At 55.2% G+C, this 17,866-nt stretch carries 16 protein-coding genes and 2 riboswitches; of the genes, 9 read left to right on the forward strand and 7 right to left on the reverse strand.

What is annotated here, in order from left to right:
* Window positions 1-494: 494 nt before the first annotated feature.
* Window positions 495-2,486 carry an excinuclease ABC subunit UvrB gene (gene uvrB / locus MKY86_RS28290; protein WP_076080117.1) on the reverse strand — a complete coding sequence of 664 codons (1,992 nt, stop codon included), beginning with the start codon at window positions 2,484-2,486 and terminating at the stop codon, window positions 495-497.
* A gap of 181 nt (window positions 2,487-2,667) precedes the next feature.
* Between uvrB and MKY86_RS28295 the strand changes: the two genes are divergently transcribed.
* Window positions 2,668-3,453, forward strand: a complete 786-nt coding sequence (locus tag MKY86_RS28295; RefSeq protein ID WP_076080115.1) for a flagellar motor protein — start codon at window positions 2,668-2,670, stop codon at window positions 3,451-3,453.
* The gene (locus MKY86_RS28300) at window positions 3,450-4,346 is read left to right on the forward strand and encodes a flagellar motor protein MotB (protein WP_076080112.1); all 897 of its coding nucleotides are present in this window, start codon (window positions 3,450-3,452) and stop codon (window positions 4,344-4,346) included. Before MKY86_RS28295 ends, MKY86_RS28300 begins: the two co-directional genes overlap by 4 nt.
* A 100-nt stretch (window positions 4,347-4,446) precedes the next feature.
* On the opposite strand, the gene gcvH is transcribed toward MKY86_RS28300, so the two are convergent.
* Window positions 4,447-4,839, reverse strand: coding sequence for a glycine cleavage system protein GcvH (gcvH, locus tag MKY86_RS28305; RefSeq protein ID WP_036721148.1), 393 nt, complete (start codon window positions 4,837-4,839; stop codon window positions 4,447-4,449).
* A 184-nt stretch (window positions 4,840-5,023) separates the two neighbouring features.
* Window positions 5,024-5,121, forward strand: a riboswitch (glycine riboswitch).
* A 3-nt stretch (window positions 5,122-5,124) separates the two neighbouring features.
* Window positions 5,125-5,225: riboswitch (glycine riboswitch) on the forward strand.
* Between the two features lie 81 nt (window positions 5,226-5,306).
* On the opposite strand from gcvH, the gene gcvT reads away from it, so the two are divergent.
* Genes gcvT through gcvPB form a run of 3 tightly spaced genes read left to right on the forward strand, consistent with a single transcriptional unit; the run spans window position 5,307 to window position 9,237 of the window.
* On the forward strand, window positions 5,307-6,431 hold the full coding sequence (gene gcvT, locus MKY86_RS28310) for a glycine cleavage system aminomethyltransferase GcvT (protein ID WP_036721150.1): 1,125 nt from the start codon (window positions 5,307-5,309) through the stop codon (window positions 6,429-6,431).
* Window positions 6,428-7,780: an aminomethyl-transferring glycine dehydrogenase subunit GcvPA gene (gcvPA, locus tag MKY86_RS28315; RefSeq protein WP_076080110.1), complete on the forward strand. Its 1,353-nt coding sequence runs from the start codon at window positions 6,428-6,430 to the stop codon at window positions 7,778-7,780. Before gcvT ends, gcvPA begins: the two co-directional genes overlap by 4 nt.
* Window positions 7,777-9,237 (forward strand): aminomethyl-transferring glycine dehydrogenase subunit GcvPB, encoded by a 1,461-nt coding sequence (gene gcvPB, locus MKY86_RS28320; RefSeq protein ID WP_076080108.1) that lies wholly within the window; start codon window positions 7,777-7,779, stop codon window positions 9,235-9,237. The genes gcvPA and gcvPB overlap by 4 nt, the downstream gene beginning before the upstream one ends.
* 142 nt (window positions 9,238-9,379) lie before the next feature.
* Here gcvPB and MKY86_RS28325 read toward each other — a convergent pair whose 3' ends face one another.
* Window positions 9,380-10,153, reverse strand: a complete 774-nt coding sequence (locus MKY86_RS28325) for a helix-turn-helix domain-containing protein (protein WP_076080106.1) — start codon at window positions 10,151-10,153, stop codon at window positions 9,380-9,382.
* Between the two features lie 210 nt (window positions 10,154-10,363).
* Between MKY86_RS28325 and MKY86_RS28330 the strand changes: the two genes are divergently transcribed.
* From MKY86_RS28330 to MKY86_RS28345, 4 genes are all read left to right on the forward strand, one after another.
* Entirely contained in the window at window positions 10,364-10,714 is a 351-nt protein-coding gene (locus MKY86_RS28330) for a hypothetical protein (RefSeq protein ID WP_076080104.1), read from the forward strand.
* Between the two features lie 176 nt (window positions 10,715-10,890).
* The gene (locus MKY86_RS28335; protein WP_340827899.1) at window positions 10,891-11,940 is read left to right on the forward strand and encodes an ABC transporter ATP-binding protein; all 1,050 of its coding nucleotides are present in this window, start codon (window positions 10,891-10,893) and stop codon (window positions 11,938-11,940) included.
* Window positions 11,918-12,727, forward strand: coding sequence for an ABC transporter permease (locus MKY86_RS28340; RefSeq protein ID WP_340827623.1), 810 nt, complete (start codon window positions 11,918-11,920; stop codon window positions 12,725-12,727). Before MKY86_RS28335 ends, MKY86_RS28340 begins: the two co-directional genes overlap by 23 nt.
* A 19-nt stretch (window positions 12,728-12,746) precedes the next feature.
* Window positions 12,747-13,544: an ABC transporter permease gene (locus MKY86_RS28345; RefSeq protein ID WP_076080100.1), complete on the forward strand. Its 798-nt coding sequence runs from the start codon at window positions 12,747-12,749 to the stop codon at window positions 13,542-13,544.
* A 596-nt stretch (window positions 13,545-14,140) separates the two neighbouring features.
* Here MKY86_RS28345 and MKY86_RS28350 read toward each other — a convergent pair.
* The 4 genes from MKY86_RS28350 to MKY86_RS28365 form a co-directional block, all read right to left on the reverse strand.
* A complete protein-coding gene (locus tag MKY86_RS28350; RefSeq protein ID WP_143803766.1) occupies window positions 14,141-14,995 on the reverse strand; it encodes a hypothetical protein in 855 nt (284 codons plus the stop codon).
* 111 nt (window positions 14,996-15,106) lie between these two features.
* The gene (locus MKY86_RS28355; protein ID WP_076080087.1) at window positions 15,107-15,430 is read right to left on the reverse strand and encodes an L-rhamnose mutarotase; all 324 of its coding nucleotides are present in this window, start codon (window positions 15,428-15,430) and stop codon (window positions 15,107-15,109) included.
* Window positions 15,431-15,539: 109 nt separating this feature from the next.
* On the reverse strand, window positions 15,540-16,700 hold the full coding sequence (locus MKY86_RS28360) for an ABC transporter permease (protein WP_340827624.1): 1,161 nt from the start codon (window positions 16,698-16,700) through the stop codon (window positions 15,540-15,542).
* Window positions 16,693-17,859, reverse strand: a complete 1,167-nt coding sequence (locus MKY86_RS28365; protein WP_076080086.1) for an ABC transporter permease — start codon at window positions 17,857-17,859, stop codon at window positions 16,693-16,695. The genes MKY86_RS28360 and MKY86_RS28365 overlap by 8 nt, the downstream gene beginning before the upstream one ends.
* Window positions 17,860-17,866 lie beyond the last annotated feature (7 nt).

Here is a 17,866-nt window from a genome sequence, read left to right on the forward strand (position 1 = left end):
CATTTTGGGAAAATATTTTCGATCCCTCCCAAACCCTCCCTTCCAAGGGAGGGCCCCAAGGGTTGCACCCTCTGGACACCCGCAAGCTCGGCGGAAGGAATTAGGCGGGTGAATGGACGACTACTGGGGCTATGGGCCCGCTAACCCCTACGGGGCCGCTATACTTCAAGATCAGGCTACGGCTCGCTGCCGCTTGCCGCAGACGCTGTCCCTCCGGGATTCGCGCTAAATGCTTAACTGCGGGCTATTCCTGCGGAATGCGCGAAGAGCTTCAACAGCACGCTGTCCCTCCGGGATACGCGCTAAGTGCTCAACTGCGGGCTATTCCTGCGGAATGCGCAAAGAGCTTCAACAGCACGCTGTCCCTCCGGGATACGCGCTAAGAGCTTAACTGCGGGCTGTCCCTTCGGGATATGCAAGGGCATCGCCCCCTTATCTTCAAAAGGAACGGCCTGAATAGCGCCGTTCCCTGGATCGTTAACTTCAGCGCCGGGTTACTCTGCCCGCAGCTCAAGCAAGGCATCGCGCAGCTCGGCGGCGCGCTCGAATTGCAGGTTCTTGGCGGCGTCCTTCATCTCGGCCTCCAGACGCTGCATCAGGCTCTGCTTGTCTTTCTTGTTCAGCTTGCCGCCAACACCGGTGAGATAATCGGCCTTGGACTCGGCCACCTTGGTCGCCTCGATGATATCGCGCACCTTCTTGTTGATGGTCGTCGGGGTAATCCCGTGCTTCTCATTATGGGCGATTTGAATCTCGCGCCGGCGCTGGGTCTCGCTCATGGCCTTCTCCATGGAGTCCGTAATGCGGTCGCCATACATAATGACCCGTCCCTCCGAGTTACGGGCGGCACGGCCGATCGTCTGGATCAGCGAACGCTCGGAACGGAGGAAGCCTTCCTTGTCAGCATCCAGAATCGCAACCAGCGACACCTCCGGCAGGTCAAGACCCTCTCTGAGCAGGTTAATACCGACCAATACGTGGAAGGTGCCCAGACGGAGATCACGCAGAATCGCCATCCGCTCCAGTGTCTTGATATCGGAGTGCATATAACGCACCTTGATGCCTATCTCCTTGAAGTAGTCCGTCAGATCCTCAGACATCTTCTTCGTAAGCGTTGTAACCAGTACACGCTCATCGCGTTCTACCCGGTCACGGATTTCATTGATCAGATCATCGATCTGCCCTTCGGTAGGGCGCACTTCAATGATCGGATCAAGCAGACCGGTAGGACGGATAATCTGCTGGACCATCGTATCGCAATGCTCCATCTCATAAGGTCCCGGTGTTGCGGACACGTATACAATCTGGCTCACCTTGTCTTCGAATTCCTCGAATTGCAGCGGACGGTTATCGAGCGCAGACGGCAGGCGGAACCCGTGTTCTACAAGGACTGTCTTACGCGCACGGTCACCGTTGTACATCGCCCGGATCTGCGGCAGCGTCACATGAGACTCGTCAATCACAATCAGCATGTCATCCGGGAAATAGTCCATCAGTGTATAAGGAGTAGCTCCCGGCTCACGGAAGGTAAGCGGACCGGAATAGTTCTCGATCCCCGAACAGAAGCCGACTTCCTTCATCATCTCGATATCATAACGGGTGCGCTGCTCCAGCCGCTGGGCCTCCAGCAGCTTGCCTGCTTCACGGAGCACAGCCAGCCGCTCCTCCAGCTCACGCTCAATATTAACCAGCGCTACACGCATGGTCTCTTCCTGGGTAACGAAGTGAGACGCCGGGAAAATCGCGATGTGATCACGTTCGCCGATCAGCTCGCCTGTCAGAACATCAATCTCCGTAATCCGTTCGATCTCGTCTCCGAACAGCTCTACCCGGATCGCATGCTCGCCCTGGGATGCCGGGAAGATCTCAACCACATCCCCGCGCACACGGAACGTACCGCGCACGAAATTAATATCATTGCGCTGATACTGGATATCTACAAGCCGGCTCAGAATCTGATTGCGCGGCTTCTCCATCCCTACACGCAGCGAGAGCAGCAGGCTTCCGTATTCCTGCGGCGAACCGAGACCATAAATACAGGACACACTCGCCACGATAATGACGTCACGGCGTTCGAACAGTGAACTCGTTGCCGAGTGGCGGAGCTTGTCAATTTCTTCATTTATGCTGGAGTCTTTCTCAATGTAGGTATCGGAGGAAGGGATGTACGCCTCTGGCTGGTAATAATCGTAGTAACTGACGAAGTAATCCACGGAATTGCTCGGAAAAAATTCTTTGAACTCACTCGCCAGCTGCGCAGCAAGCGTCTTGTTGTGCGCAATAACCAGCGTGGGGCGGTTCAACTTGGAAATCACTTGTGCGATGGTAAAGGTCTTGCCTGTACCTGTCGCTCCCAGCAGCGTCTGGTGCTTCTTGCCCTGCCGGATGCCGTCCAATAACTCTTCTATGGCATGAGGCTGATCGCCCTGGGGTGTATACTCGGACTCCAGTTCAAAAGTCTTCGTACTGACGACAATATCACTCATTTGCCCGTCTCCCCTCTATCGTCTAGAATATATGAATATATTATAATTGTAACCCAATAGCTTCCTCCTCCATACCATACTGAAAAATATGGAAGATAGGAATGCACGTTCCCGTTTATTATACAGCGTTGCCCAGACTGTTGCAAACCATAATATATAGAAATTTAAGGAGCCTGAATTTATGGATTTTACTACAATAATCGGCCTGCTGGCCGGGATTGTCGCCATGATCGGCGGTTTTCTGTGGGAAGGCGGCAGCCTGTCCGGCCTGCTGCAGCCCAATGCTGCCCTGATTGTATTCGGCGGCACACTTGCGGCTGTACTTATCAGCTTCCCGGCTTCCAAGCTCCGCAGCATTCCGGCGGCGCTACGCGTGGCTTTTGGCAGGCAGCAAGATACCAGCCGGGAACAAGCTGAAGAACTGATCGCCATGGCTGCACTCACGCGGCGCGGCGGTGTGCTTGCACTGGAGAAACGAGCGGAGGAACATCCAGATCCCTTCACCCGTGAAGGCCTCTTTCTGATTGTCGACGGCAATGACCCGGATCAGGTTCGGCAGATCCTGGAGCTTGGGATGGATGCCAAGGAACTGAAATATGAAGGCTATGCCAAAATATTCGAAGCCGCCGGCGGCTATGCACCGACCATGGGCATTATCGGCACCGTTATGGGGCTGATCCGGGTACTCAGCAACTTAACGGACCCTTCGAATCTGGGCGCGTCCATTGCCGTAGCTTTTACAGCAACACTCTATGGCGTAGCCAGCGCCAATCTACTCTTTTTACCCATTGCCTCCAAAATCAAATCCCGCAGCCAAAGTGAGCTGGGCACTATGGAGATGCTACTTGTTGGCATTCTGTCCCTGCAGAACGGGGATCACCCGCATCTCGTCCGGCAAAAGCTGGCCCCCTTCCTGGCAGACGCCCCTAAACGCAGCGCCAGCACCAGTCCGGGAGACCCGCTATGAGACAAAGAAACCGCCGGCAGCCCCGCGCCGCCGCAGGGAAAGAGAGCCGGGACCGCTGGATGATTACCTATGCGGATCTGATCACGCTTCTGCTTATTTTCTTCGTGATTCTGTATGCCATGAGCAGTCTCGATTCGCAGAAATATGCCATTGTCAGCGGCTCCTTATCGGATACCTTCAAGAGCGGAAGTACTGTACTGGAAGGCGGAAACGGCGTTCTGGAGGGCAATCAGGGCATTACAGAGACTGACGTTTCGAAGGGTCATAATGAAGACGGCAGCACCGCTGACACGCCTTCGGCCACAGACTCTGGGGATGCGAACGAACTCAATGGACACGGGGCAGATACACCTGCAGCCGGACAAGAAGGAGATGGGGCTGGACACCAGCCGTCTGCGCGCGAGCTTGCTTTTCGTGAACAGGAGGCGAAGCTGGCTGCGCTTATGGGCGTTATCACCCAATACGTGGAGGAGAATAACCTGGGTGAGCAGATTTTTGTTGCCGATAAGCCGCAGGGCATTGCGATCACGCTCAGTGACCGCTTCCTGTTCGATGCAGGTAAGGCTGAGCTGAAATCGCCTGCACTCCCTGCACTGCGCCAGCTCTCCGGCCTGTTCCGCGGCATCGGCGCCACCATCAGCATCGAAGGCCACACCGACAATGTTCCGGTAACCGCCGCTTCGGAATATACGGATAACTGGGAGCTGTCCGGCGCCCGCGCATTATCTGTGCTGCGCTTTTTCCTGGATAACGAGGGCCTTAGCCCTGATACCTTCCAGTACGCCGGTTACGCGGATACCAGACCTGCATATGATAATGCTACTACCGAAGGCAGACAGAAGAACCGCCGGGTCGAACTGATTGTACTGCGGCAGCTGCAGGAGACGGAATAATATACAGACGCAAAAAGACAGACCTCTCACATTAGTAACATCTAATGTAATAAAGAGAGGTCTGCCGTATTAACATCCGCTTCCGCAAATAAGCTAACTTTTATTCCCCAACCAGTTCCTTGTACGCAGCCGCATCCAGCAGGCCGGTTACTGCCTCTGCGAACTCAGCATCAAGCTCCAGCTCAAAAATCCAACCGTCTCCGTAAGGCTGATCGTTGATCAGCTCCGGGCTGGCCTCCAGCGCATCGTTGATCTTGGTCACCTTACCGGATACGGGTGAATATAGCTCCGATACCGTCTTCACGGACTCGATACTGCCTACGCTGTCACCAGCGGAGATTGCCGCGCCGACTTCCGGGAATTCTACAAACACGATATCGCCGAGCAGATGCTGCGCATGATCCGTAATCCCTACACGTACTACGCGTCCCTCGCCCTGCTGCGCCCACTCATGCTCTTCGCTGTATAGCAGGTTGTCAAGCACTTCACTCATGTCCAAGCCGCCTCTTTTCCGTAATTGGAGTTCTAAATTTAGTTATAGCCTAAGTTATCGGCTTGCCTAATGTCAATATAACTGACAGTAAAATTAAATTTGTCAACTTTTTGACGTTTTTTGATTGACAGGGCGGAGGGTTACCCGGTTTAATGGAGTCAGTAGAAAAACATATGGTTTGCGAATGATGGCATAGGGAGAGACTGTCTCACAGGAAGACAGCGCCGAAGGAGTAAGCCCGGGATGGGTGAATCTCTCAGGCAAAAGGACCTTTGCCGGACGCATCTCTGGAGAGCATCCGGATGCCTGCGCCGCAGGCTTCACGGATCACCAACGGGGAAACCTGCGCGGCAATGCAGGGTAACTCTCAGGTACCAAGGACAGAGCGAAAGTCCATTTATGCATACGTGCATAATGGCTTTCGCCTGTCCTTTTTCGTATGTAATCAAAGCCAAGGGAGTGACGAGATGGAGTCTTTGAGAAGAACGCCTTTTTATGATCTCTATGCCGCGTATGCGGAGTCCAGATGTATTGATTTTGGCGGCTGGGAGCTGCCGGTTCAGTTCACAGGGATCGTGAAGGAGCATGAAGCCGTCCGCAATCAGGCCGGACTGTTCGATGTCTCCCACATGGGAGAATTCATGGTTACCGGAGAGGGCGCAGAAGCCTTCCTCCAGAGAATGACCACGAATGATGTCAGCCGCTTGGAAGACGGCGCGGCGCAGTATACGCTGATGCTCTATCCAAGCGGCGGAGTGGTGGACGATCTGCTCGTATACCGTCTGGGCGAGGAGCGTTACATGCTTGTCGTCAATGCGTCGAATATCGACAAGGACTTCCAGTGGCTGCAGGAGCATCTCACCGCTGAGTTCAGCGGGGTCACTCTGAACAATGTCTCGGATGAGACCCTGCTGCTTGCCTTGCAGGGACCGCTGGCTGAGACCATCCTTGCCAAAGTGACGGACGCTCCTCTAACGGAACTCAAGCCTTTTCACTTCATCGAACACGCCGAGGTCTGCGGCGTCAGCGTCCTGCTCTCCCGCTCCGGATATACCGGTGAGGATGGCTTCGAGCTGTACGCTCCTGCTGATACGGCGGCTACCCTCTGGAAGGGCCTGCTGGAAGCAGGCGCTCCGCATGGCCTGACTCCTGCCGGACTCGGCGCACGCGACACGCTGCGCTTCGAGGCCAAACTGCCGCTGTACGGCCAGGAGCTGTCGGCGGATATCACTCCACTCGAAGCCGGTGTCCAGTTCTTCGTGAAGCTGGATGCAGGCGACTTCATCGGCCGTGACGCCCTGCTGAAGCAGAAGGAAGCCGGTCTGCCCCGTCGTCTTGTGGGCCTGGAGATGATCGACCGTGGCATTCCCCGCTCCCACTATCCCGTATACGCGGATGGAGTGAAGATCGGTGAAGTAACGACAGGCACCCAGTCCCCGACCCTGAAGCGGAATCTCGGACTCGCCCTGCTGGATACTGCCTATACGGAGATCGGTACAGAGGTGTACGTAGAGATCCGCGGCAAGCAGCTCAAGGCTGCCGTCATCAAAGCCCCATTCTACAAAAGAAGCCAAGGAGTGAAGCCGCAATGAAGCACCGCTATCTGCCTATGACCGGGCAAGACCGCGCAGAAATGATGGAGACCGTAGGCATACAGTCCATCGATGAGCTGTTCGCCGATATTCCGCAGTCTGTCCGTTACCAGGGAACCCTGCCGATGTCCGGCGCCCTGGATGAGTACGCACTGCTTCGCCATATGAAGGGGCTCGCCGACAAGAATGCCGATTTCGACACCCACGCCAGCTTCCTCGGTGCCGGATTATACGATCACCACGTTCCGGTCGTCATCAACCATGTGATTTCCCGTTCGGAATTCTATACCGCCTATACCCCTTATCAGCCGGAGATCAGTCAGGGTGAGCTACAGGCGATCTTCGAATTCCAGTCCTATATCTGTGAACTGACCGGGATGAAGGTCGCCAATGCCAGTATGTATGACGGTGCAACGGCCCTGTCCGAAGCGGCTGTGCTGGCCGCAGGTGCCACCAAACGCAAGAAGCTGATTGTCTCCCGTACGGTTCACCCGGAAGCGCGTCAGGTGCTGCGTACCTCCGCCAACGCCTGGGGCCTGCAAATTGTAGAGATTGATTATGCTGACGGGGTAACTGATCTCGCCAAGCTGGCTGAAGCCATCGACAGCGATACGGCTGCCGTTCTGGTTCAGTCGCCCAACTTCTTCGGTGGTATTGAAGATCTGCGCCAGATCGAGCCGCTGATCCATGCGGTCAAGGGACTTCTCGTGGTCAGCTCGAACCCCATTGCACTTGGCGTATTGGAGTCCCCCGGACGGCTTGGCGCAGACATCGTAGTCGGCGACGCGCAGCCGCTGGGTATCGCCGCATCACTGGGTGGACCCACCTGCGGATTCTTCGCAGTGGCCGAACCGCTCATGCGCCGGATGCCGGGCCGGATCGTCGGCCAGACCGTTGACCGGAATGGCAAGCGCGGCTTCGTGCTGACGCTCCAAGCCCGCGAACAGCATATCCGCCGAGAGAAGGCGACCTCAAATATCTGCTCCAACCAGGCGCTCTTGGCGCTGTGCGCTTCCGTCTACCTGTCCGTGATGGGCAAGGAGGGCATGCGCGAGGTGGGTGAGCTGAACATCCGCAAGAGTCACTATGCCGCTGGGCGGCTGGCTGAAATCACCGGCGCTGAGCGCGTCTTCACGGCCCCGTTCTTCAATGAATTTGTCTTGAAGCTCCCGGAGGGCAGCAGTGTGAGTGCAGTGAACTCCAAGCTGCTGAAGGAAGGCTATCTGGGCGGTTATGACTTAGGCCGGGATTATCCCGAGCTGTCCGGACATATGCTGGTTGCCGTAACGGAGAAACGAAGCAAGACCGAAATTGACGAATTCGCAAGCGCACTGGAGGGCTGTGTATGAAACCGGAACAAAGTCTGATTTTTGAATTAAGCCGTCCCGGCCGCTCGGCCTACTCCCTGCCTCAATGTGATGTGCCGCAGGACGAAGGCATTGACTCCCTCCTTCCCGAAGGGCTGCTGCGCAGTGAGCCGGTCGTACTGCCGGAGGTATCCGAGGTGGATGTCATCCGCCACTATACCGCCCTGTCCCGCCGCAACTTCGGAGTCGATAACGGCTTCTATCCGCTCGGCTCCTGCACTATGAAATACAACCCGAAGATCAACGAGGATGTCGCCCGCTTCCCGGGACTCTCCAAGATCCATCCGTACCAGCCGGAGGAGAGCATCCAGGGTGCGCTTGAACTGATGTACACGCTGCAAAAGGATCTCGCCGCCCTGACCGGTATGGATGCCGTATCCCTGCAGCCTGCTGCCGGAGCCCATGGCGAGTGGACCGGCCTGATGATGATCCGCGCCTACCATGAGAGCCGCGGAGAGGTCCGCTCCAAGGTCATCGTGCCCGATTCCTCGCACGGCACCAATCCGGCAAGTGCCGCCGCAGCGGGACTCGACACCGTGACCATCCCCTCCAACGACAAGGGAATGGTCGATCTCGAAGCGCTGAAGGCAGCTGTAGGCAGCGACACCGCTGCGCTAATGCTCACGAACCCGAGTACTCTTGGACTCTTCGAGACGCAGATCGTCGAGATCGCCGCAATTGTCCATGAAGCGGGCGGCCTGCTCTATTATGATGGAGCGAACTCCAACGCGATTATGGGCATTACCCGCCCGGGCGATATGGGCTTCGATGTGGTGCATCTCAACCTGCACAAGACAATGAGTACCCCGCACGGCGGCGGAGGTCCTGGAGCCGGACCGGTCGGCGTGAAGGCGAAGCTGATCCCGTTCCTGCCTCAGCCTACTGTGGCACAGAACGAGGACGGCAGCTTCACGCTGGACTGCGGCGGGCCGGAATCGATCGGCCGCGTCAAAGCCTTTTACGGCAACTTCGGGATTCTCGTCCGTGCTTATGCGTATATCCGCACCTACGGCCCCGACGGCCTGCGTGAGGTGTCCGAGAACGCTGTGCTGAACGCCAACTATATGATGCACCGGCTGGCTCCTTACTTCGAGATTCCCTTCCCGGGGGTCTGCAAGCATGAGTTCGTCATGTCGGGCAAGAACCTTAAGCAATACGGAGTACGTACCCTCGATGTAGCCAAGCGGCTGCTCGACTTCGGCTATCATCCGCCAACCGTCTACTTCCCGCTGACGGTAGAGGAATGTATGATGATTGAGCCGACCGAGACCGAGAGCAAGGAGACGCTCGATGGCTTCATTGAGACGATGATCCGAATCGTTAAGGAAGCGGAGGAAACCCCGGAGATTGTCATTAACGCACCGCACACGACTGAGATCAGCCGCCTGGATGAGACGCAGGCCGCGCGCAAGCCGGTACTGAATTGCTCCTGCGGTTAACCTTCTGCCTTTCAGCCAGAAATAGAAGGATAATGGATAGCGTAAAACATATAAATTCTATATTTTCAAATAGCCGGGTCAGGGATACGTTGGTATCGCTGCCCGGCTATTTGATGTATGTATCTGATGCAGCTTCCTCCGGCTACGGCGTAAGCCGCCTCACGAACTGGAAGCGGTCATTCACCCGCATTTTACTATAGATGCTCTTCAGCATATTGCGCACGGTGCCTTCACTGATCCCCAGGTCGCTTCCGATATGTAGCGCACTCTTCTCCAGCAGCCACAGCCTCGCTACCTCCTGCTCCCGCGCAGTCAGCTTATACTCCAGCAATGTGGATTCAAGCCGGTACTGCTGCATCTCCGGGTTCTTCTCCATCCACTTCTCCATGATATTCTCTGCAATCTGCTGCACGAAGGGAATGGCGAATTCGATCGGCTCTCCTCTATTAAAAGAAATATCAACATAGCCGTAAACGCTATCATTATCCTGCAGCGGAGCGCATACACAGTTCCAGTCCCGGAAGGTCTGATCCGTATGCTCCGTTCCCCGCACCACTCCGATGCAGTTCATCTCCATCGCCAGCGATACGGCATTCATTCCTGCCTGCTGCCTGCTTAAGCTGACCCCCGGACGCAGCTCCGCCTGCTCCATCTCGGCCTGCGTCTCCGAAGAAGAATAGACCAGCTCCAGAATGGTCCCCGCCTTGTCCGTCAGGAATACCACATATGGAATGGAGAGCAGCTGGCTTAATTTGTTCATTTCACTGCGGATCGAAGAAATCATAGCTCTATGGTAGATATGCTCCCTGGATTCTTCGGAAGTACCCGCTACGGACATTCCGCTCTGGACATCAACTTGGGGTGCATCCAGCGGCCGGAAGGCTTCAAGTTCGCTTGCTTCTAAATCCCCAGGCATACTCCATGCTCTTGATTGATTAAAGACTCTCACAAACGATCCCTCCATTTTTACCAATTCCTATATAATCAATTTTAAAAGAAAGCATTATAACATACAATTACGGAATAATGAACATTCAGTATTGGATCTGTAAATCCCCGCGTTAGCGCTGTAAAATGTAGAAATCTGTTCACTCTTATATTTCTACATCATTCCAGGAGGTTCGACATGCTTCGCATCGGCTATCTATCGGCTGCCCTTAATCTGGCTACCGCCATGGTGTCATTCCTGCGCTTCGGAAGTAATTATGCCCTGCTCATCATGGCCAGCTATACCCTCTTAACCCTTGCGGGATATCGGCTGCTGCAGAACAAAAGAACATTATATCTGATCCCTCTGCTTACCTTCAGCTGTTCATTCCTCTTATACAACGTGACCTATGTATTGTTGAAGCAGATTAACCTCGTAGACCTGTATGCTGTAGACTGGAGACTTGAGGTTCAGCTGGCGCTTCCCCTGCTGGTAGGGTTCGCCGTCCAGACTCTCCTTAAGCGTAGCGGCAACTCCCGGCTGGTGTAGGCTATACGGGGCTGCCGCTTTTTTTTTGCAAAATCGACCTAATCTGATAGTTTTCGACATCGGCTCAGTGATATATTTACTCTTACGTCATTCAGAGCGCTGAGGATTCAGAATTTTTCTCGCAGCCATCTGCGGTAACGCTTTCAACGTAATGAACAGGAGGGTTAAGCTTGAGTATGATTGAAGCCAAAGGACTGAGTAAGTCCTTTATGCAGGCGGTAAAGGAGCCGGGCCTTAAGGGAGCGGTGAAGCATCTGTTCCTGCCCCGGCATATCGAGAAGGTGGCCGTCAAGCCACTGGATCTGAGGATTGAAGCGGGGGAGACGGTGGCCTACGTGGGACCGAATGGTGCCGGTAAATCGACCACCATCAAGATGCTGACCGGCATTCTGATGCCTTCCTCCGGGAGTATCTCGGTGAACGGTATCAATCCGTACCGCAAAAGAATGGAAAACGCCGCCCAGATCGGCGCAGTCTTCGGGCAGCGCACCCAGCTGTGGTGGGATATTCCGATTGCCGAGTCCTTCTCGCTGCTGAAGGATATCTATCAGATTCCGGATGTCCTTTACAGGAAGAACATGGACTTGTTCACCGAAATGCTCGGGATGAGCGAATTCATCCACCTGTCCGCGCGGAAGCTCTCGCTGGGTCAGCGTATGCGTGCTGATCTGGCCGCAGCCCTGCTGCATAATCCGCCAATTCTGTATCTCGATGAGCCGACGATTGGCCTTGACGTATCCGTGAAGGAGAAGATCCGCGGGTTCATTAAGCAGATCAACCAGGAGTACCAGACTACTGTGATGCTGACGACCCATGACCTGGGGGACATCGAGGACCTGTGCAAGCGGCTGGTCATTATCGATCACGGCGCGATTATTTATGACGGTACGCTGAGCGAGGTCAAGGCCCGTTTTGCCAAAAACCGGGTCATCTTCTTCCAGGTACGCTCCCCCATGCCGGAATTGTACGAGCTGCTGGAGCAGAGCCCCGGACTGAAGCTGGAACAGCAGAGCAGCCAGGAGTTTTCGGTCACCTTTGACCGGTATGAATATACCGCCAGTGAAGTGGTCAGCCGGGTGATGAAGCATGGGGAGGTACTCGATTTCCGCATGGAGGATACCCACATTGAGCAGGTCATTAAAGCTGTCTATGACGGCCATCTGGACCTGAACGAGCACCGGGAAGCAAGGGGGCAGGAACATCATGATGACACCAGCCCGACTTAACATATACAGAAGCATTGCTAACCGCTCCTTGCAGAATGTGATGGCCTACCGGAACTCCTACATCATTAATTTACTGGCCAACTCGATTAATCTTGTAGCGATCTTCTTCCTCTGGCAGGGAATCTATGGCGGGCGCGAGGCGGTGGGCGGCTACTCCTGGGATCAGATGAAGACTTATCTGCTGGTCACCTTCCTGGCCAATTCCGTCTTGTCCTGGTATTCCGAGACCGCCATCTCCGGCAAAATCCTGGACGGCAGCGTCGCCATGGACCTGCTGAAGCCGATTGATTTCCAGACGGCCCGATTCGCCGAGACCTTGGGTGCGAGTCTGCTGGAGGGGGCGATGAGTACGGTTCTGCTGATCGTGTTCGCCACCTTCCTTACCGGAGTGACCTTCCCCCACTCGCCGATCGTCTATCTGCTGTTTGCGGTTAGTCTGCTCTGCGCGGTTGTGGTCAAATTCGGCGTGGTCTATCTGGCGGCTCTCTTATGCTTCTGGTCGACGGGTTCACTGGGGATTGTCTGGACGCGGATTGCGCTCACTAACCTGCTGTCGGGCGCGCTGGTGCCGCTGGCCTTCTTCCCGGACTGGCTGGAAAAGCTGGCGCTGCTGCTGCCCTTCCAGGCCATTATTCATACGCCGACGATGATCTTCCTGCAACAGGCAGATACGTGGGAGAGCCTGCGGCTGATCGGGATTCAGCTCTTTTGGGGGGCAGGGCTCTGGATGGCGGGCAAAGCCATGTGGAACTGGGCTGTCCGCCAGGTGACCATTCATGGAGGCTAAGGCGGAAGGAGGACGCAGAATGAAAATATCGCAAATGCTCTATCTCTATAGAAGGCTGTATGTGCAGCAGCTTAAGGCGATTCTGGAGTATAACAAAGACTTTTATATCCTGATGTGCTCGGCGGCCTTGACGCAGGTTCTGGGATTTGTGTTCCTGTGGGTGATCTATGACCGGATTCCTGATATTCAGGGCTGGCAGTTCTGGGAGGTTACTTTCATGTACGCCATGATCTTTCTGACCGAAGGTGCGGGTTCGCTGTTCTTCGAGGGCAGCTGGCGGCTGGGCAGGCTGGTCAACACAGGAGAGCTGGACCGTTATCTGCTGCGGCCGGTGCCGGTGGTTCTTCAGGTGTTCTGCACGGGGATTGGGATTAACGGTCTCGGCAATCTGCTTATCGGCGGGGTGATTATCTGGCAGTCGCTTGTGCACAGCCCTATCCACTGGACAGCGGGCAAGGCCGCTATTCTTATCCTGCTGTTTGTCACTGCGGTCATTATCCGGGTATCCATTAATCTCATGGGTAACTCGGCGGCCTTCTGGATTCGCAATGCCGGGAATGCGTTCCCGCTAATGGTGCATAATCTGTCCGATCTGGCCAAATATCCGATTACCCTGTTTCCGCAGGCGGTCCGCATCTTCATTTCGACGGTGCTGCCCTACGCGTTCATCAGCTTCTACCCGGCAACCTATATTTTCGGCAAAAGCGGCTGGTCCGGCTGGTGGCTCCTCGCCCCTGTCGCGGCTATCGGAAGCGCGGCAGCGGCTTACGGAGTCTTCCGGTACGGGCTGTCCCGGTATGAGAGTACGGGGAACTGAGGGATGTGGCGAGTGAGGCGGTATGGCAGTCCGCCGCTCACTTGCGGCGGGTTCCGGCGGGAGTTGGGGGGAGCTGACGGTAGCCGGGGATAGGTTGAATGAGGTGCAGAAGTGCACCTTATTTGCTGGATTGGCATGCATTTGGGGATTTCAGGGGCACTAGTGCACCACATTTACTCAATTGGCCGATATCCCGTGAATTCGGGGGCACTAATGCACTTCACTTGCCCGTTTTGGCGTATGTTCGCTGAAATCAGGTGCACTAGTGCACTTCAATACTCTTCTTCAACCAAACTTGGCAACATTCCACTCACCCGCCCACTTCCGCCCGCATCTGAGGGATTTATCCCTCTCATTCCACTCATCCGCCCACTTCCGGCCACATCTGAGGGGTTTATCCCTTTCATTCCGCTCATCCGTCCACTTCCGGCCATATCTGAGGGATTTATCCCTCTCATCCGCCCCATCCGGCATACCTCCGCCAGCCTCCCGGATTACTCCCATATGGATTTCAGTATCTTGCTATATTAAAAACCTCCCTTTGGTTACCTGGAAGAAAAACTCCGGCTAAAAGGAAGGTTTTACTCTACTTCGTTCTACTGTGCAACAAATTGCCGCTTATCGAGGTCCAGCTCATAACTCTGTGGTCCTGGTCCCGGTTCGCCCCCAGCACCCTCAGGCGAGTGCACCACTAACTGTTCGTTCTGGTTGGCCGGGAACGGCGGCAGCTCGGAGTAGACCAGCGTATCGTGTATGATCTCCCCCTGCTTGAAGGATAACGGAAATACTTCTCCCCTCTCCTTCTCCCTGGCAAAGGCGTAAGCAACCAGCCCATGTCCCGATTTATATTGAGGAGCAAGCAGATAGACTTCTTCCTTCGCAAAGGAGACCACGGCAAATTCCAGCACACGGTCGGTTGGCTGTACGAACAAGAAGGCAGGCAGCTTAAGCAATACCTGATCCTGCTTCCCCGCCCGGTACACGATGGAGTAATCAGCCTGATATGTCTGCTCCCCTTCGAGACCGTAATTGCTGGATGCCTCCAGGTGTCCCCGCTCCTCGGAGCTGCTTGCAATCATCAGCAGTTCACCTTGCCCGGCTGCGCTTCTCGCGCGGATAGTTCCACTGGCATTAATAGAATCCACAACCACAGAGCCGGCGATACCCTCCAAGAAGAACTGGCTGGTGAGGCCAGCTGTAGTTATCGGAGTCGCTGAGGATGCAGTTTCTGCGTCTGCTGGTGAAGCACTTGGTGCAGATGAAACAGTCTGTGCAGGGGCAGTAGGAGTTGCCGATGGAGACGCAGAAGCAGATGCTAAGGCAGACGGAGCCGATTCTGCCCCCGGCGTACCGGTGACGGATGTATTTTGGCTGCTGCACCCCAGCAGCAGGCTAAGCGACAGGACCGTGCCTGCTGCCAGTGTTGTAGCTGTAGACCGGATTGGACTCATTCCCCTCTAATCGTTTTTTGAGTACAACCCATTATATAAGATTATCACGGTCCACAAATTTAGAGATTGTCTTATTTTCTTTAAAAAATAGTCACATTCCTATATACCGGACTACTTCAGATAAAAGACCTCCCGCAGCGGCACCATCGGAACCGCATCGTTGAAATCGAAGGAGCCCTCGACCATCTTCGAGGTGATCGCATTCCAGCGGTTGCAGGCCTCGCTCCCGGCGATGTAGGCGAATGCGGCTTCTGTATTATCACATTCAAAGCAATAGAAGAACTGGTTGCCGTTCTGAAAAATAGAGTAGTTGCGGATGCCCGCCTTGCTGTGCTCCTCCAGAATCTCCGGCCACGGCTCCAGATGCATTTGTACGTATTTCACTAAGTATTCCTCTTTCACCTTCCAGGTCCAAGCCAGCTTGTTGCTGCCCATCCTCGCATCCTCCTGTCATATCTTCCTTTGATCCGATCATATCACATATGAACCAGGTTTGAATATGACCGTTTCGGACATTTCAAGGCAGCCAGGATACCCTTCGATATCAGGCACTGATTCCGGCTTCATTCGGACGAAGAATGGCAGAGCCAATCGCCAGCAGAACGGCAGCCATCAGTCCCAGGATCGCAAACGGCATCCACAGCTCGTTCCAGCCGCCACCGGTCGCGGCAATGTCCACCGCTTGTATCGCCCATTTCTGCGGTGTAAAGTTGGCCAGCTTCTGCATATATTCCGGCATGATGGAGACGGGCCAGAAGCAGCCGCCCAGCATGCAGGTCGGGGTAAGAATCAGCGAATTCAGCATCCCCGCATTGCGCGGATTGCGGATCAGCCCGGCAACGGTGCTGGCAATCCCCATGGAGACCAGCATGAAGGCCGCCAGAACCAGGAAGTAGAGAAAGAGAGGCATCTCATAATCGTAGCGGAGCACCCATTTGCCCAGCACCAGCACGACAAGGATCTGAATCATCCCTACAAGAAAGCTGCCCAGGAAGTTGCCAAGCGCAATTTCATAGGAACGGACTGGAGCACTGAACATGCGCATCATGGTACGCCCTCTGCGGTCATCCGTGATCTGGGAGACAGAGCTGGTCACCAGCGCCATCAGGAACATAAGCGTCATCCCTGTAACTACGCCCAGCGTCTGCCGCGGATAGAGATCATAATCGGTACGGGTGCTGCCCACGTTGTGCTGCCCGGACTGCTTCAGCACAGCAGCGAGCTGCGCCTGCATATCCCCTGTTCCTCCGCTGGCGGCAGCAACGGTATGTGCTGCTTCGGCAATTTGCGCGGCAGTGGCGGTGATCTTCATCTTCATCATGATTGAGCTTTCGCTTGCCCGAAGCTCATAGATGCTGATCTGCAGCGGGTCCCCCGCCATTAAGGCGGCAGTGTACCCGGCAGGAATGAACACCCCCACCGTTCCCTCCTGCTTAATTGTCGCTTCCTTCAAAGCGGCCTCATCCTTGCGCGGCTCGAACTTATATTCTCCGGCCTGCTCCAGCTCCGTAATCAAATGTCTGCCGGCTGCCCCCGTATCCGAGTTGGCATATAGAACGGTTGTCGGTCCCTCCGCCATCCCTCCGGTAAGGGAGATAATCGCTGCCACCACTATGCCGGGAAGCAGAATGAATACCATAAGCCCTCTGAAGGTGCCAATGCTTCGTCTAATCATATTCCAGGCAATAATTAATATTTTATCCACGGTAACCCACCTTCCGGTATGAGACAATCACTGCCGCGAACAATGCCGCGCTGATGAAGCACATCACCCACAGATTCGGCAAAAGCTGCTCCAGACCGGAATGCAGCATCATCCGGATGACCGCCTGCTGCACCCAATGGTTAAGCGTGAATGCCCCTGCGCTGTTCACCCAGGAATCAGGAAGCGGCGCCATCCCGCCGCTGACGAAGGTCATTACTACAGTCAGGACACTAATGATGTTCGTAGCCGTCGCCGAGGTCCGGCTGAAGAGGCAGATCAGTACGGCTAGCGTCATTGAGGCGGCAATCATCAGCAGGCAGAACAGCAGCAGCAGTCCCGGGCGGTTGCCCCAGTAGACACCGAACAGCCAGTCAGACAGCAGAATAATCGTGAGGCACTGCAGGATGCTGACCAGGCCTACGCCGAGCATTTTGCCGATGAACAGATGACTGTCTTTTACCGGCATAGAATGGATTCTGAACAGCGTATGGTTCTCTTTATCGTTAAAAAGTGAGGCTGTCACGGTCAACCCGCTGTACATCAGGAACATCAGCAGCATGGACGCTGCATAGAACTGGGCCGCCGAATAGGTCTTCCCGCCATTGTTCAGATCCCCCAGCACCACCCCCGGCTTACCGGCAGGTGCCGTAGTCGCTGTAAGAGCATGTGGTCCAAGGGTTACGGCTGCGGCCTGCTTATAATTCAGCTCCATCAGCAGATTGTCGAAGGCTGTTCCGGCTACCCGGTTATCGGCATGGCTCCTGCCCAGAATGAACTCCAGGCTCGCCTTCTTACCGCTCTGCACCTCCTGGTCGAAGCCCGGGGGAACAATAACGCCATAGGCATATTTACTGGTACGGAGCCCGCTCTCTGCGGCTTCACGGCTCTCTGTCTTGACAGGAATAATGAGCCCCTTCACCTCAGGCGTCTCCAGAAAGGCCGTAAGGATCGCAGATGCCTCTGCCCCTCCGCCTCCTTTATTCACAATAGCTACACGTACAGGCTTGATCTCATCTGCCCCCTGCACCCCGACCACCCCGGAGAGCGAAGCGCCCAAGAGGAAGATCAGCACCAGCGGCAGCAGGAACATATTAAGCAGCAACGAGCGTGAACGGAGCTGTCTGCGCAGCTCAAATTTCATAATAATCCAGGTATTCACGTTTCTC

Source organism: Paenibacillus sp. FSL R7-0333 (genome assembly GCF_038000365.1).
Classification (GTDB): Bacteria; Bacillota; Bacilli; order Paenibacillales; family Paenibacillaceae; genus Paenibacillus_AQ; species Paenibacillus_AQ silagei.